Annotated in this window: 14 protein-coding genes; 1 reads left to right on the top strand and 13 read right to left on the bottom strand. The window is 55.5% G+C overall.

Annotated features, from left to right (window positions below; all coding sequences use genetic code 11):
• Positions 1-2: 2 nt before the first annotated feature.
• From rplD to L888_RS0100275, 11 genes are all read right to left on the bottom strand, one after another.
• Positions 3-632: a 50S ribosomal protein L4 gene (gene rplD / locus L888_RS0100325; RefSeq protein WP_005844146.1), complete on the bottom strand. Its 630-nt coding sequence runs from the start codon at positions 630-632 to the stop codon at positions 3-5.
• A complete protein-coding gene (gene rplC / locus L888_RS0100320) occupies positions 632-1,246 on the bottom strand; it encodes a 50S ribosomal protein L3 (RefSeq protein ID WP_005844148.1) in 615 nt (204 codons plus the stop codon). Before rplC ends, rplD begins: the two co-directional genes overlap by 1 nt.
• A gap of 66 nt (positions 1,247-1,312) precedes the next feature.
• Positions 1,313-1,618, bottom strand: a complete 306-nt coding sequence (rpsJ, locus tag L888_RS0100315; protein ID WP_005844150.1) for a 30S ribosomal protein S10 — start codon at positions 1,616-1,618, stop codon at positions 1,313-1,315.
• A gap of 95 nt (positions 1,619-1,713) precedes the next feature.
• Positions 1,714-3,819, bottom strand: coding sequence for an elongation factor G (fusA, locus tag L888_RS0100310; RefSeq protein ID WP_027951433.1), 2,106 nt, complete (start codon positions 3,817-3,819; stop codon positions 1,714-1,716).
• Positions 3,820-3,847: 28 nt separating this feature from the next.
• Positions 3,848-4,324, bottom strand: a complete 477-nt coding sequence (gene rpsG / locus L888_RS0100305) for a 30S ribosomal protein S7 (protein WP_015298354.1) — start codon at positions 4,322-4,324, stop codon at positions 3,848-3,850.
• Positions 4,325-4,507: 183 nt separating this feature from the next.
• Positions 4,508-4,888 carry a 30S ribosomal protein S12 gene (gene rpsL, locus L888_RS0100300; RefSeq protein ID WP_005844156.1) on the bottom strand — a complete coding sequence of 127 codons (381 nt, stop codon included), beginning with the start codon at positions 4,886-4,888 and terminating at the stop codon, positions 4,508-4,510.
• 232 nt (positions 4,889-5,120) lie between these two features.
• Positions 5,121-5,552 carry a type II toxin-antitoxin system VapC family toxin gene (locus L888_RS0100295; RefSeq protein WP_027951432.1) on the bottom strand — a complete coding sequence of 144 codons (432 nt, stop codon included), beginning with the start codon at positions 5,550-5,552 and terminating at the stop codon, positions 5,121-5,123.
• Positions 5,549-5,794 (bottom strand): hypothetical protein, encoded by a 246-nt coding sequence (locus L888_RS0100290; RefSeq protein WP_027951431.1) that lies wholly within the window; start codon positions 5,792-5,794, stop codon positions 5,549-5,551. Before L888_RS0100290 ends, L888_RS0100295 begins: the two co-directional genes overlap by 4 nt.
• Positions 5,795-5,932: 138 nt before the next feature.
• On the bottom strand, positions 5,933-6,250 hold the full coding sequence (locus L888_RS0100285) for a DUF3467 domain-containing protein (protein WP_005844164.1): 318 nt from the start codon (positions 6,248-6,250) through the stop codon (positions 5,933-5,935).
• A 227-nt stretch (positions 6,251-6,477) separates the two neighbouring features.
• Positions 6,478-7,152, bottom strand: coding sequence for a porin family protein (locus L888_RS0100280; RefSeq protein WP_027951430.1), 675 nt, complete (start codon positions 7,150-7,152; stop codon positions 6,478-6,480).
• Positions 7,100-8,797: an outer membrane protein assembly factor BamB family protein gene (locus tag L888_RS0100275; protein ID WP_027951429.1), complete on the bottom strand. Its 1,698-nt coding sequence runs from the start codon at positions 8,795-8,797 to the stop codon at positions 7,100-7,102. Before L888_RS0100275 ends, L888_RS0100280 begins: the two co-directional genes overlap by 53 nt.
• 184 nt (positions 8,798-8,981) lie before the next feature.
• Between L888_RS0100275 and L888_RS0100270 the strand changes: the two genes are divergently transcribed.
• Complete coding sequence (locus tag L888_RS0100270) at positions 8,982-11,375, top strand: beta-galactosidase (RefSeq protein WP_027951428.1); 2,394 nt, start codon at positions 8,982-8,984, stop codon at positions 11,373-11,375.
• A gap of 109 nt (positions 11,376-11,484) precedes the next feature.
• Here the strand turns inward: L888_RS0100270 and L888_RS0100265 are convergent, their stop codons facing one another.
• Together L888_RS0100265 and L888_RS0100260 are read right to left on the bottom strand one after the other, a co-directional pair.
• A complete protein-coding gene (locus L888_RS0100265; protein WP_005844175.1) occupies positions 11,485-11,682 on the bottom strand; it encodes a hypothetical protein in 198 nt (65 codons plus the stop codon).
• 12 nt (positions 11,683-11,694) lie between these two features.
• Positions 11,695-15,021: a leucine-rich repeat domain-containing protein gene (locus tag L888_RS0100260; RefSeq protein WP_027951427.1), complete on the bottom strand. Its 3,327-nt coding sequence runs from the start codon at positions 15,019-15,021 to the stop codon at positions 11,695-11,697.
• Positions 15,022-15,081: the final 60 nt, after the last annotated feature.

Below are 15,081 nucleotides of genomic sequence, written 5' to 3'. Positions count from 1 at the left end.
AATTACTTGTTTAAGATGCTGTCGATTGTCTTCAAAGAACTCTCGGCTACAACCAGCACGTCAGCGTTCAAAACTTTGTACGTATTCAGCGCGCTGGCCGTCATCACCTCAGCCTTCTGGATGTTACGAGCGGACAAATATACATTTTTATTTATACCCGGCAAAACAACGAGTGTCTTCTTACCCTCGACTTTAAGATTTTTAGTGATATTTACAAAATCTTTAGTCTTCGGAGCCTGGAGATCAAAGTCCTCCACCACAATGATGGCGTTGTCCTGAGCCTTGTAAGACAGTGCGGATTTGCGAGCAAGAATCTTTACTTTCTTGTTCAATTTGAAACGATAGTCGCGGGGCTTGGGGCCAAATGCGCGACCACCACCCACGAGCACCGGCGACTTGATGTCACCACGACGTGCACCGCCACCGCCTTTCTGGCGGCCAAGCTTCCGGGTAGAACCGCTGTGCTCACTTCTTTCCTTTGCCTTGGCAGTGCCCTGACGCTGGTCGGCAAGATACTGCTTTACATCCAGATAAAGAACGTGATCGTTAGGCTCAATCCCAAAGATAGCATCATTCAGAGTTACCTTTCTTCCGGTCTCCTGACCGTTGATATTTAAAACGCTAACTTCCATTACTTCTCAATTAAAACAGTTGAACCATTGCAACCGGCGAAAGAACCTTTCACAATCAGGAGGTTCTGCTCCGGAATTACCTTTAATACCTTGAGGTTCTGTGTGGTTACACGGTCGCCTCCCATCTGGCCACCCATGCGCATGCCCTTGAAGACCTTTGCAGGGTAAGAGCAGGCACCGATTGCACCCGGCTTACGTGCGCGGTCGTCCTGACCGTGGGTGCTCTGGCCTACACCGCCGAAACCATGACGCTTGACAACGCCCTGGAAACCTTTACCCTTGGAGGTGCCGACAACGTCCACATACTCTGTGCCGTTGAACAGCTCCACCGTGATGGTGTCACCGAGGTTATATTCCTCATCAAACTTGAACTCGGCCAAGTGCTTTTTTGGTGTTGTACCTGCCTTCTTGAAGATTCCGGCCATAGGCTTGTTGGTTCTATTCTCCTTAGCCTCGCCGTAAGCCAACTGTACAGCTTTGTAGCCGTCTTTCTCAACGGTCTTTACCTGAGTAACAACACAAGGACCAGCTTCGATAACAGTGCACGGTGTATTCTTACCGTCGGCACTGAAAACGGATGTCATTCCGATTTTTCTTCCAATTAATCCTGGCATTTCAATAAATGTTTAATATATATAATTCTTTATTATCTTTGAACTTTCAGATGTCGTGGCAGAGTGTTACACCTTGATCTCAACCTCAACGCCAGAGGGCAACTCGAGCTTCATCAGTGCGTCCACGGTCTTGCCCGTAGCACTGTAGATGTCGATAAGGCGCTTGTAGTCCGAGAGCTGGAACTGCTCGCGCGACTTCTTGTTGACGAATGTAGAACGGTTGACGGTGTAGATGCGCTTGTGGGTGGGCAAGGGGATGGGGCCGCTCACGATAGCGTCCGTAGCCTTCACTGCCTTCACAATCTGCTCTGCCGACTTGTCCACCAGCTGGTGGTCATAGCTTTTCAGCTTGATACGAATTTTCTGACTCATGTTTTTTCTTATGTTTGATCGTTGTCGTATATATAATAAGAAAGGTATGCTGCTTAAGAGTCGTTCGCTAAGCAGTACCTTTCCTATCTTTCTGTTTACTTCTTCAACTCCTCAAGAACGGCATCGGCCAGATTCTGGGACAGCGGGGCGTGATGGTCATACTCCATCGAGCTGGTGGCACGGCCGGAAGTTATGGTACGCAGAGCCGTCACGTAACCGAACATCTCTGCCAAGGGAACCATAGCTTTCACGATGCGTGCACCGCTACGAGCCTCGTCCATGCCCTGTACCATACCGCGACGCTTGTTCAGGTCGCCAATTACGTCACCCATATTCTCCTCGGGTGTCACCACCTCTACCTTCATGATAGGCTCCATGAGCACAGGAGCAGCTTTCGGACAAACGTTCTTGAAAGCAGCGTGGGCTGCGAGCTCGAACGAGAGCTGGTCTGAGTCCACGGGGTGGAAGCTGCCGTCCACGAGGGTCACTTTCATACCTGTCATGGGGAAGCCACCGAGCACACCGTTCTTCAGGCAGTCGGTGAAGCCTTTCTGAACAGCAGGGATGAACTCCTTGGGCACGTTTCCACCTTTCACCTCGTTGACGAACTGCAGGTCGCCCTCAGTGTAGTCCTCGTCCTTCGGACCCACATTGACAATGATATCAGCAAACTTACCACGGCCACCCGACTGCTTCTTGTAAACCTCACGCCAGCCTTCAACCGTCTTGGTGATGGCTTCCTTATAGTTCACCTGGGGTTTGCCCTGGTTGCATTCCACCTTGAACTCACGCTTCAGACGGTCGATAATGATGTCAAGGTGAAGTTCACCCATACCCGAGATAATGGTCTGGCCACTCTGCTCGTCGGTATGCACGGTGAAAGTCGGATCCTCTTCGGCCAGTTTGGCCAGACCGTTGTCCAGCTTGGCCACGTCGGCCTGGCTCTTCGGCTCCACGGCAATAGAAATCACAGTGTCGGGGAAAGTCATGGACTCCAGCACGATGGGATGGTTCTCATCGCAGAGGGTATCGCCGGTGCGGATGTCCTTGAAGCCTACGCCTGCGCCGATGTCGCCGGCATCAATGCTCTCCATGGGAATCTCCTGATGAGAGTTCATCTGGAACAGGCGGCTGATGCGCTCGCGCTTGCTCGTGCGGGGATTGTAGACATAAGAGCCGGCAACCACCTTGCCGGAATAGACGCGGAAGTAAACCAGACGGCCCATGAACGGGTCGGTGGCAATCTTGAACGCAAGAGCGGCCGTGGGCTCAGCCTCGTCCGGCTTGCGATCTTCCTCCTCGTCGGTCGAGGGGTTGGTACCCACGATGTTCGGCGTGTCCAAGGGAGAGGGCAGGAAAGCGCAGATATAGTCGAGCAGGGGCTGCACGCCCTTGTTCTTATAGGAAGAACCGAGCAGCACAGGGCAGCACTCCATGGCCACGCAACCCTTGCGGATGGCGGCAATCAGCTCCTCCTCGGTGATGGCCTCGGGGGCTTCCAGATACTTCTCCATCAGGTCGTCGTCGAAGTTGGCAGCACCGTCGAGCAACTTCTCACGCCACTCCTCGGCCTCGTCGGCCAAGTCGGCGGGAATATCTTCCACGCTGTATTCGGCACCCATGGTCTCGTCGTGCCACAGGATGGCTTTCATTTTAATCAGGTCAACAACACCCTTGAAGTTCTCCTCCGCACCGATAGGAATCTGGACGGCGATAGGATTGGCACCCAGAATTTCCTTCATCTGGCGAACGGTCTCGAAGAAGTCGGCGCCCGAACGGTCCATCTTGTTCACGTAGCCGATACGCGGCACGTTGTACTTGTCGGCCTGGCGCCACACCGTCTCACTCTGGGGCTGCACGCCGTCAGCAGCAGAATAGGTGGCCACGGCACCGTCGAGCACACGCAGCGAACGCTCCACCTCGGCCGTGAAGTCCACGTGTCCCGGAGTGTCGATCAGGTTAATCTTATATGAGTGGCCGTTCCAGTTCCAGTTGCAGGTTGTTGCAGCAGACGTGATTGTGATGCCACGCTCCTGCTCTTGGGCCATCCAGTCCATTGTGGCTGCACCATCGTGTACCTCGCCAATCTTGTGCGTCTTGCCCGTATAGAACAGGATACGCTCAGAAGTCGTTGTCTTACCGGCATCAATATGAGCCATAATACCGATGTTGCGAGTCAAATGTAAATCGCGATTTGCCATTTTCTTATTATCCTTTGTGTGTTGTTAGTTAGAACCTGAAGTGAGCGAATGCGCGGTTAGCCTCTGCCATGCGGTGCATGTCCTCCTTACGCTTGAAAGCACCGCCCTGGTTGTTGTAGGCATCCACAATCTCGGCCGCCAGTTTGTCGGCCATGCTCTTGCCACCCCGCTTGCGGGCGAAAGCGATCATATTCTTCATCGACACGCTCTCCTTGCGGTCGGGACGAATCTCGGTCGGCACCTGGAACGTGGCGCCACCGATACGGCGACTCTTCACCTCCACCTGCGGAGTGATGTTGTCAAGGGCCTGCTTCCATACCTCCAGCGGAGCCTTCTCTTCCTTGGCAGTCTTGTCCTTCACAATGTCAAGGGCCTTGTAGAAGATTTCGTACGAAACATTCTTCTTGCCATCATACATCAGATGATTAACGAACTTGGAGACCTTCCGGTCATTGAACACGGGATCCGGAAGGACCACACGCTTCTTGGGTTTTGCTTTTCTCATGATTATAATAAATATATTCTGCTTGGGGCTGTCATTTCTGTTCTTCAACGTCCACACCTGGGCATTTACTCAACCTGGTCTAACTTCTCCAGCAAAACAAAAATAAATCGGATTTCCTAAAAATAGGCCTTGAGCCCTTGGCCTCGAGCATTGCTCTCGGCCCTCGGCTCTCGGCGTTGATTCTTACTTCTTGGCTTTCGGCCGCTTGGCCCCGTACTTTGAACGGCGCTGTGTGCGGTTGGCCACACCGGCAGTATCCAGCGTGCCACGCACGATGTGATAGCGCACACCGGGAAGGTCTTTCACGCGACCGCCACGCACCAGCACGATGGAGTGCTCCTGCAGGTTGTGTCCCTCTCCGGGAATGTAGGAGTTCACTTCCTTCTGATTGGTCAAACGAACACGGGCAACCTTACGCATTGCCGAGTTAGGCTTCTTCGGGGTGGTGGTGTAAACACGGACACAAACGCCACGGCGCTGGGGACATCCGTCCAAAGCCGGCGACTTGCTCTTGTCTTCAAGCACCCTTCTGCCCTTACGTACTAATTGTTGAATAGTAGGCATAATTTTACTTTTTTAAATTATATATTTATTTTATTCGTAATCAACGTCTTACGGATGGGGCTCCGACAACCCCCTGTACCACGCGGGTACAATAAACCGTTTCGGGGTGCAAAGGTACAAAGATTATCGCAAAATGCCTACTTAACAAGAGAACAAAAAGTGTCCACGGGATGTGAATTTTGGATTTTTAACTATCGTTCTAACTTATTACAGATTATGCAGCCCCGAAATTTTACTTCAGTTCACCAAGCAAATCTCCCAAAAACTGATGTGGCTCAACACATGGACTCTCCGAAAAAACAAAATCTTTGGTATTTCGGCTGACTATTACATCAGCTTTACAACGTTTGGCCGACACATATTGCATACCATCTTCAAAGTCGCTGAATGATGATGCTAAGGCTTCTCCTATCGTGCGTTCATCAATCACAACAGCACGACACCAGCCCATAAACTTTAGTATAACGCGCTTGACAATGGAAAAATCATTATTATAATGCTTCTCAAGAATGTAGCTTGCTGCGGCAAAAGACATGGAGGCGACATACAACCTTATCTTTTTATGCTTTGCCAAACTTACGATAATGGCAGCCTCTTCAAAGAATGGCTCACGATGTGCCAAGTAGTCTATCAGCACATTCGTATCCAGAAACACCCTTTTCATTGGTATTTCTCCACTATATAACGTCTGTATGCTTCCTGTTCATTCAGGTCGGGCCCGCCCTTCACACCAGTCACAGCCGACATAACTTCAGGATCAACTACGAGATCTTTACGAGATATGCCACTCCTGCCAAGCATCCCCATGCTGCGATTCACGTAAGCACTGATTTTCCGAATCAGCTCTGCGTCGTCTATTTCACTGATGGTCTGCAAAAGCGAACTCTTCATTTCCAAAGCCGTCATGTCTTTCCTCCTATTATTATATAAGCTGTTTGCAAATATAGTTCTTTTTATTCATTCCTGCAAGTTTAGGACAGGAGAATAAGAAAATGCCGCAACAAATGTTGCGGCATTTCGTTATATTTTGTTTTTCTGTCCCTATCAAGCGTTCCCCGTGCCGAAAGGCGCGATGGTATCGCCCTGGGGCATCTGGGGGGCCTGGGGGAGTTTGATTTCGCCGAACTCCTTTTCGTAGCGGCCAATGTTCTCCTGCAGGGCGAAGAGCAGACGCTTGGTGTGCTCGGGTGCCATGATGACACGGCTGAAAATCTGGGGAGGAGCGATGGGAAGCATGTGGGCAAAGTCGATCACGAACTCGCTGGACGAGTGGTTAATCATGGCCAGGTTGCTGTATTCGCCCTGGGCCACCTCGGGTTTCAACTCTATTTTTACCTGCTGGTTGATGTTTTCTTCTGCCATAATTCAATAAGTTTGTTATAAAGGTTTAATAATATTGTTGTATCTGCAAAGGTAGGGAAAAGATTCGTCCCGGCCAAATTTTGCCCTCGCTTTTTGCGTGCGAACACCGCCATGACAGCTTGGCGCCCCTGCGACAACGGCGCAACGGCATGGCCGTTACGCCGTAAACGCCGCGCGATTACACCGTCATCGCACCGCGAAAAAGCCGCAAACGCAGGGCGGTAAACCTACAATCGCCAGCCCACATTCAGATAGAACGCCGTGGGGCGGGGCCACGAGCGGTCGCCATCGGCCGTCAGAATGGGTACAAAGCCCGACTCCGCGCCCAGCGTGGCCTGGAAACGGCGGTACTCATAGGTCGCCTCCAATCCCACCCCCACGTCGCAACGGCGAAAGCAATAGTCGGAACCGAACGACCGGTACGACCGCCCCTCGTGGGTCACCTCGCCGCCCACACCCACGCCCACATAGGGCCCCATGGCCAGCTTGAGGGCATGACGCTCGTTGAAAGGCAGGTGCATGTACACGTTCAGCGGCACTTCCACATAGTTCATCCGGGCTGTGGTGTTGTTGGGGTCGCCGTCGTCCCATGGCACCTTGCCGCCTTTCATGACATAACGCAGGGCGGGCTGCAAGCCGAAGAGGCGGCGGCGGAAAGGAATTTCCAGGCCCACCTCGGCCATGGCGCCGGCAAGGGAGCCCGACTCCGTGCGTTCCTTGCCCATCAGACTGGCCACGGCGAGGCCGCCGCGAACATAGACGTGCACGCCGGGCTCCAGATAGTCGAGGGCCTCCTCACGCCAGGAATAACCCGAAGGACGCTCCGCCCTGTCGAACACGCGCTGGGCGTCAGCGCAGAGCACAGCCAGCAACAGACTGGCTGTCAACAGTATTTTCCTCATGTTTCTCGATGGTTTTCAGTTGGTTCAACGGGAGCCGCCAGAGCCCCGTGCCGGAGAGCACGTAGAGCGTCTGGCCTTGCAGGTACATCGACTGCACGGGCACGTCCACGTGGGCAATGGCCCGGCCGTCGGCATGGACGAGCCAGAAGTCGCTGTTGCCCCTGTCGTCCTCCGCCGACACCACCACCACGTCGTCCACGCGGCACCGCTGCCGGTAGACGTTGCGGGCCAGATAGTCGTCGGTTATCTGCAGCTGCCGGTCCACCACGAGCAGTTTGCCTTTGGCCGTCACCACGATGCAGCGGTTGTCGTCGTAGTGGAGCGGCGTGAGCCGTTCGTCGTTCCGGCGGAAAGTGTAGAGGGTGTCGTTGGGCATGTCCACCAGTTCTCCATAGGCCTCCACGTTCCAAGGCCGGATGTGCACCACGGAGTCGGCGGGCTGCTGAAAGGCCAGTCCGTCGTTGAACATCAGGAAAGCCCCGTCGCGGGTGAGGGCCGATCCCACCACCATGTCCTTGTCCATCGACAGCCAGGTGATGCCCAGCGGCTCGCCCGTATCGGCCCGGAACGAGGCCATGAACGGCCGTCCGCACGACTTCATCAGGGTGCCGCCGGCCAGGGCAAACCCGTAGTTGACCATCATGATGGTGTCGCCGCGGCCCGTAATCTCGGCCGCACCCACCGTCTTGGGCGGGAACTCATAGCTCCACAGCTCGCGGGCGGAGGCGTCGAGACAGCGCAGGCGGCGGCGGTCGGACACATAATAGCGCTGCCCCCGCCGGTACACGTTGGAACAGGTGTGCGACATCACGTCTGCATTGACATAGGGCACGTAGCCACAATAGGCCCCGCCCGTCAGACCGCACACCACTCCACCGGCCAGTCCGGCCACCAAACCCTTGAGCAACATGTTGCCCGTGCGGATGTATCCGGTGCGTGCCTCGCACACGCGCACGCTGCCCGTGAGCGGATTGATGAAGTTTACGTCGTCGGCCACGACGAGCATCATCGTGTCGTTCACCGTCTGGCAGTCGTCCCATCCCCAGTTGGTGGCGTGGGGCACCTTGCGTTCCCAGAGCTGTTCGCCCGTGCTCAGCCGCACGGCCCGCAGCTTGGACGACGAGCCCGAGGCGTAGCCAAGCATGAGGTCGAGCGAGTCGACCACGGCCACGGGAAAGATTCTCGCCGTCCAGCGCACGGTCTGTCCGTCGCCGCTGTCGAGCATGGTGTACTTCCGGCCGTCGGTCATGAGCACGCCATGACTTGTAAGGCGGGAGTCGCCGGCCGAGGAGACGAGCCTGCGCTCATAGCCCTGCGCCCCCACGGGCACCGAGCGCAGCCGGTAGTCGAAGCCGCGGCTCCACAGCATGCTGCAGCTGTCGAAGTCGTAGAGGCCCATCTCGCCCGTGGGCTGCCACTGCCCGTTGCTCAACGGGTAGCGGAAGAAGAGCAACGCCCTCCGGCCGTCGGCCGAGGGCGAAACCATGTAGCAAGGCTTGCGAAAATCGGTGTAGGGAGCCTCCACGGCAGTGCCGTCGGGGCGTGTGGCCAGGCTGCGCAGCGTGTCGGCGGCCGTGGCGCGGGCCGCCGCCGCAAAGGCTGTCAGGACGGCCAGCAGGGTCAAGGCTGTTGTTCTTGGGTGCATGATGCTTGTCAATAGGGTTGCCGGTGCCGCGCGCTGTCCGCACATGGCAGACCCGCCGCAGCGTCTCCGGCAGAACGGTTGGCTGCAAAAGTATAAACTTTTTCGGCTCCGTCCAAGCGTTTGGCGGATATTTTCCGTAACTTTGCGGCATCAACTTATTGCTCATTCAACAATCAAGACAAGTATGAATTTAACCAAATGGCTATCGGCCGCCTCTTTGTCGGCCCTCCTGCTGTTCTGTCCCGCCACAGTCCAGGCGGCTGCACGCCCGGGCGACTTCACAACTGGCAAGGGCACATTCCTGCTCAACGGCAAACCTTTCGTGGTCAAAGCCGCCGAGGTGCACTACCCCCGCATTCCCCGCCCCTACTGGGAACAGCGCATCAAGATGTGCAAGGCCCTGGGCATGAACACCCTGTGCCTCTACGTGTTCTGGAACATCCACGAGCAGCGGGAGGGGCAGTTCGACTTCACGGGGCAGAACGACGTGGCCGCTTTCTGCCGGCTGGCCCAGCAAAACGGCATGTATGTCATTGTGCGACCCGGCCCCTATGTGTGTGCCGAGTGGGAAATGGGCGGACTGCCCTGGTGGCTTCTGAAGAAGAAGGACATCCGGCTGCGCGAGCAAGATCCCTACTTCATGGAGCACGTGGAGCTGTTCGAGCAGAAAGTGGCCGAGCAACTGGCCCCGCTCACCATCCAGCGCGGCGGCCCCATCATCATGGTACAGGTGGAAAACGAATACGGATCGTATGGTGAGGACAAGGCCTACGTGTCGCAGATAAGGGATGTGCTGCGCCGCTATTGGTCTCTCTCCCCTACCGGTGAGGGCCGGGGAGAGGCTGCTTCTCCCCTCATGTTCCAGTGCGACTGGTCGAGCAACTTCACGCGCAACGGCCTCGACGACCTGGTGTGGACCATGAACTTCGGCACGGGCGCCAACATCGACGACCAGTTCCGACGCCTCGGCGAGCTGCGTCCCGACGCTCCGAAGATGTGCTCCGAGTTCTGGAGCGGCTGGTTCGACAAGTGGGGCGCACGCCACGAGACGCGTCCGGCCCGCGACATGGTGGCCGGCATCGACGAGATGCTGTCCAAGGGCATCTCCTTTTCACTCTATATGACCCACGGCGGAACCTCGTTCGGGCACTGGGCCGGCGCCAATTCGCCGGGCTTCGCCCCCGACGTGACCTCCTACGATTACGACGCGCCCATCAACGAGTACGGCCAGGCCACGCCGAAATTCTGGGAGTTGCGCAAGACAATGGAGAAATACAACGACGGCCGCAAGCTGCCCGCCGTACCCAAGGCCGCCGCGCCCTTGGTGAGCTTCCCCAAGGTGACGCTCCAGCCAGCCCTGACGCTGCGCCACTTTGCCACGCGCACGGTGAAGAGCCGCGACGTGAAGAGCTTCGAGGAGATGGGCATGGGCTGGGGCTCGGCTTTCTATTCCACCACCCTGCCCGAGGTTCCGCAGCCCAGCCTGCTCACGCTGAACGATGCGCACGACTTTGCCCAAGTATTCATCAACCGCGAGTACATCGGCAAGATAGACCGCGTAAAGAATGAGAAGACACTCATGCTGCCCACCGTGAAAGCCGGCGACAAGCTCACCATTCTCGTGGAGGCCATGGGGCGCATCAACTTCGGGCGCGCCATCAAGGACTACAAAGGCATCACCCAGAATGTCACCATCAGCACCGAGGCCGACGGGCACGAGCTCAGCTACGACCTGAAGAACTGGACCATCGACCTGGTGCCCGACGATCCCGACACTATCGCAGCCCGCTCCATCCTACCCTATAATGACATGGGCTTCTTCACCGACGTGAAGCATGGCACGAGCTACCCCGGCGTACACATCGGCACTTTCAACCTCCGGAAAGTAGGCGACACCTTTATTAATATGGAAAACTTCGGCAAGGGACAGGTCTATGTCAACGGCCACGCCCTCGGCCGCTTCTGGCGCATCGGCCCGCAACAGACGCTCTACTGCCCCGGTTGCTGGCTGCGCAAGGGCCGGAACGAGATTATTGTGCTCGACGTGGTGGGCACCGACAACCCCACACTCTGGGGACAGGACCATCCCGAACTGGACAAGCTGCAGCTGGAAAAGAGCAACAAGCACAACAATCCCGGCGACCGGCCCGACTTGAACTCCCGGACTCCGGCCTTTGCCGGCAGCACCAAGGGCGGCAACGGCTGGCAGACCGTCACGTTTGACAAGCCTGCCACGGGCCGCTGGCTGGCCATCGAGATTGCGGGCAACCACGACGGCAAGGACGCCACGGCCATTGCCGAGCTCTATCTGCAGGATGCGGCCGGCAAGCGCATCAGCCGCGAGCCCTGGACCGTGAAGTATGCCGACAGCGAGAACGAGGTGGGCAACCACACGGGCGACAAGGTCTTCGACCTACAGGAGTCCACCTACTGGCAGACCACGGTCGGTACAGGCTTCCCCCACCTGCTCGTCATCGACCTGGGCAGCCGGCAGACCATTTCCGCCCTCGACTATCTGCCCCGCGCCGAACAGGGTGCCCCGGGCAGCGCCAAGGACATCAAGGTGTTTGTGTATTGAGCCGTATCAAGCCTACCGCCTTGTAGGGGGCAACTACAAAAACAACAAGGGCTGCATGGCTGCGCTTGGCGCGCAGGGTGCAGCCCTTGTCATGTTCTATAAGTAACTCCTAATCCTCCCAAGGATTATAGTTGGCTGGGAGGAAGAAGCCACCGTCATCCCAACGATCGAATGAGCCACGCTTGGCGTTGAAGTCGTCGTCGCTAATCTCGTCGTCCGTCACGGGAGTGCTCACCCAATCCATCACGCCCTCTTCATAATCCACGCAGATTATCTCGGCCAGAGGCTGTATATATTGCTTTTTCATGTCTGTACTTGTTTACTTGATAACTATTTTCCTGCCGTTGCGAATGTAGATGCCACGCTGCGGCTGCTCCACATGCGCACCGTTCAGGTTGTAATAAGCTGCGTCGCCGTCGGCTGCTTCGGCCGTCGTTGGCCCGTCGATGCCCGTGGGCAAACACTCGCCCTCCATCAGGAAAACGATGCTCTTGGCACCAGCCGGGATAGCCGAATTGGCTATCTTCAGATAGGCCTTGAACCACGTCACATGGTTGCCGGCAGTAGCAACCTTTTTGAACACGCCCGACTTGGACAATCCGAACAGCGTGTAGCCGCCCTCATTCTTCAGCTCCGTATCTTCTACGGTACCCAGCATGTAATCGGTGTAACCCGTCTTGTCGATGGCTGGATGGTCTTGCACCTCTTTCATCTGGCACCAAGAGGTCACACTGGTGGTGCCCTTGCTCACCAACAGCACCGGCTGATAGGCGGGCACTGTAAAGTCGTCCACGCTGCGCGACCACACATAGGCCGTGCCGTCGTGCAGGTGACTCTGCGTCAGATTTTCGTCCAGCTTCAACGTCAGGTAGGGCTTCAGATCGGCAACCGTGTTGTACACTACGTCAAACGGATAGCAGGCCGAGGCCCGCTTGCCCAGTGTCTTGGCCGGAATCTGCCAGCCCAAGCTCAGCGTGTGGCCGCTCACGTTCCATGCTGTTTTATAGTCTTGGAGCTTCGACTGCTTGACATACACTTTCAGGTCGACGTTGTTGTTGAACGGATAATTGGCCGGGAGGTTATAAATGGTGGAGCTCAGCGGGGCGGGCACGTCTCCCACGAAGTAGAGTTCTTTCAGCGTGGGGGCTTTAAAAGCATCCAGACCGAGGTTGTTGATGTCGGCCAGCACGGTAATCATCTTCACATTAGGGGTCGAAGCCTCGAAAGCATGGTCGAGTACGGCGGCCACCTCGTAGGTCTTCGTTGGCCATTGTACGCCAAATTTATCTTTATAAGCCGTCTCTGTAGCGCGGGTGCCGATGATGGCCGAGGTACGCGGCGTATAGAAGCTCACTACACCCACGGCCCCGTCCGACGTGGGGAAGAATTCCACGCCGCGGTCATAGCCCTTGGCACTGACAAACGAGGGATGCACCTCCTTGAAGGTGTTACGGTAATTGCGCACCGTAGCTTCGTTGGGCGAAGCCTCATACCACTTCTTGCGCACGTAGATGGTCACTTTCTTGGGGTCGGGTGAACTGAATAGAATACCTGCCGTGAGCGTGGGCACATTATCGGTACCCATGAAGCTGAGCGACGTCAGGTTGTCGCACAGGGCAAAGGCACGGGTCTTGATCTCGGTCACACTGCGCGGAATGGTCACGTTGGTGATTTTCTTGCTGCTGTAGAAAGCATACGGTCCGATAGCCTTGAAATAAGGCAGCGAAGTGTATCTGGAGTCGGCCTTGCCGGCAGGGAAGGTCACGAGCGTGTCCTTGTTATTGGAACAGAGTATGCCGTCCACGGCAGAATACTTGGTGTTGGCGGCATCCACCTCGAACTTTTTCATCTTCTCTGTGAAGTTGAAGGCACCCGTTTCAATCTTGGTCACATTCTTGGGAATAGTGATTGTCTGCAGCTCCTTGCAGTTGTCGAAAGCCTGTTTCTTGATGGTGGTCACACTGGCGGGCAGCGTGATGGCCGTGATGCCGCTGTTGCCGAATGCGCCCTCGCCGATAACCTTGATGCTGGCAGGCTGTTTAAAGGTAACGGTCTTCAGGGCGGGCGTGTTCACGAAAGCTCCTTTGTAAATGTCTGTCACGCCAGATGGAATCTCAAAACTCTCCAACTTGGGATCGTCGGCAAAGGCATTCTCGCCGATACTCTTCACGCTGTTGGTGCCTTGGAAGACAAAAGTCTTCAGTTCGGGCATCCCATCGAAGCCCAGCTGTTCGATCTTCTCCAGCTTGGAGCTGCTGGCAATGCGAATGTGGGCTATTTTCGTGTCGTAGAACACACGGCCTTGCATATCCTTTACACTGGCAGGAATGGTGATGGTGCCCGCGAGTTTTGACCCCGAGAAAGCCGAATTCATGATGGTTTCAAGCCCAGGGTTTGTGCCGAAATCAATGGCAGCAATCTGACTGAAGCGGAAACTTTCTCTGCCCACCGACTTTAAGGAAGATGGAAAGGTTATCTTCGTGAGTTTTGATCCATAGAAAGCCTTATTTTCTACAGAGACTGTTCCATTATGAATGGTATATTCTCCTCTCTTGCCCGTAGGACAGACTACAAGCTTCGTTTTGTTCTTGGAATAGATCATGTCGTCCTGCGCGCTGTAGGTGCCATTGTTACCAGACACTGTAAACTTCACCAGCTTGCTGCAGTACAGGAACGCACCGGGCACTATATTATTGACTTGGCGGCCGATATGCACCGATTCCAAGCCATTGGTCCAGTTGAAAGCTTCTTCCTTGATGGTCTTGGCATTCATCAGATCCACTGTCTTGAGATAATCCTCGGTCTGGCAGAAAGCCTGACTTCCCACTTGCTCGACGGCAGTTGGCAGGGTGTACTTGCCGTTCGAGAGCTTATTCTTGTCATAGCGGGGCGGGAAAGCGATGAGCCTTTTCCCGTCTCTTGAGCAGAGCACGCCATTAACAGCCTTAAAAGCCTGGTTGCCGGAATGCACCTCGAAGCTACTTCCCACGGCATAGAACGAGGCATTCATCGATTCGTCTATCGTGGTGAGTGATTTAGGGAGCTTCACCTTGTTCACCTTGCGGCACACCTTGAAAGCAGTCGTGGCAAGTGTGGTGATGCCCTCGTCGATGTCCACGTCGCCCGCAATACCCGAGGGGAACGACACCAGCGTCTTCTGGTTCTTGCTAAGAAGCCAGCCCTTGGAGTTGTGGGTAAAGTCGTTGTTGCCGCTCTTCACCTCATATCTCGTAAATGCCGGGCAGTTTTCAAAGCAGCTGTGTCCTATCTCCTTGAAGCTTTTCGGGAGGATCACTTTGGTCACGCCGTCGGCAAAGCGGTAGCAGCCGTTGCCCATCTTCTCGTAGCCCTCCGAAAAGGTCAGGCTGGTAATGGTCTTGCTACAGTCGGTCCAGCCCACCGACTCAGTAACCTTATAGGTTTCGTCGCTCTGCGGATGCTTGACCGTTGAGGGAACTGTCACGGCACCCGAACCGCCAATATAGCTGACGGCCACCCGGTTGTCCGTGTGGTGTACCAAGTCGTTGTTGGTAATGGTGTACACGATTTCGTTCACTGTGAAACCGGAACCCACGGCCTGAGCGAAAGCGCATGTCGCTGTCGCCATGAAAACCAACAGCAAGAGAAAGTGTTTGGTGTGTTTCATCTCTTTTTGTACTTACATTATTATTACTTGTTTCTATGATTGATTGCTCCTACATTTTCA

This window comes from Hallella seregens ATCC 51272 (genome assembly GCF_000518545.1).
In the GTDB taxonomy this organism is placed as follows: domain Bacteria; phylum Bacteroidota; class Bacteroidia; order Bacteroidales; family Bacteroidaceae; genus Prevotella; species Prevotella seregens.
The sequence above is the reverse complement of the archived record's forward strand: the minus strand, read 5'-3'. Positions and strand labels throughout refer to the sequence as shown.

Bases quoted from the DNA above. Each gene is read 5' to 3' on its own strand.
- rplD (WP_005844146.1), bottom strand. From the start codon at position 632: ATGGAAGTTAGCGTTTTAAATATCAACGGTCAGGAGACCGGAAGAAAG.
- rplC (WP_005844148.1), bottom strand. From the start codon at position 1,246: ATGCCAGGATTAATTGGAAGAAAAATCGGAATGACATCCGTTTTCAGT.
- rpsJ (WP_005844150.1), bottom strand. From the start codon at position 1,618: ATGAGTCAGAAAATTCGTATCAAGCTGAAAAGCTATGACCACCAGCTG.
- fusA (WP_027951433.1), bottom strand. From the start codon at position 3,819: ATGGCAAATCGCGATTTACATTTGACTCGCAACATCGGTATTATGGCT.
- rpsG (WP_015298354.1), bottom strand. From the start codon at position 4,324: ATGAGAAAAGCAAAACCCAAGAAGCGTGTGGTCCTTCCGGATCCCGTG.
- rpsL (WP_005844156.1), bottom strand. From the start codon at position 4,888: ATGCCTACTATTCAACAATTAGTACGTAAGGGCAGAAGGGTGCTTGAA.
- L888_RS0100295 (WP_027951432.1), bottom strand. From the start codon at position 5,552: ATGAAAAGGGTGTTTCTGGATACGAATGTGCTGATAGACTACTTGGCA.
- L888_RS0100290 (WP_027951431.1), bottom strand. From the start codon at position 5,794: ATGACGGCTTTGGAAATGAAGAGTTCGCTTTTGCAGACCATCAGTGAA.
- L888_RS0100285 (WP_005844164.1), bottom strand. From the start codon at position 6,250: ATGGCAGAAGAAAACATCAACCAGCAGGTAAAAATAGAGTTGAAACCC.
- L888_RS0100280 (WP_027951430.1), bottom strand. From the start codon at position 7,152: ATGAGGAAAATACTGTTGACAGCCAGTCTGTTGCTGGCTGTGCTCTGC.
- L888_RS0100275 (WP_027951429.1), bottom strand. From the start codon at position 8,797: ATGCACCCAAGAACAACAGCCTTGACCCTGCTGGCCGTCCTGACAGCC.
- L888_RS0100270 (WP_027951428.1), top strand. From the start codon at position 8,982: ATGAATTTAACCAAATGGCTATCGGCCGCCTCTTTGTCGGCCCTCCTG.
- L888_RS0100265 (WP_005844175.1), bottom strand. From the start codon at position 11,682: ATGAAAAAGCAATATATACAGCCTCTGGCCGAGATAATCTGCGTGGAT.
- L888_RS0100260 (WP_027951427.1), bottom strand. From the start codon at position 15,021: ATGAAACACACCAAACACTTTCTCTTGCTGTTGGTTTTCATGGCGACA.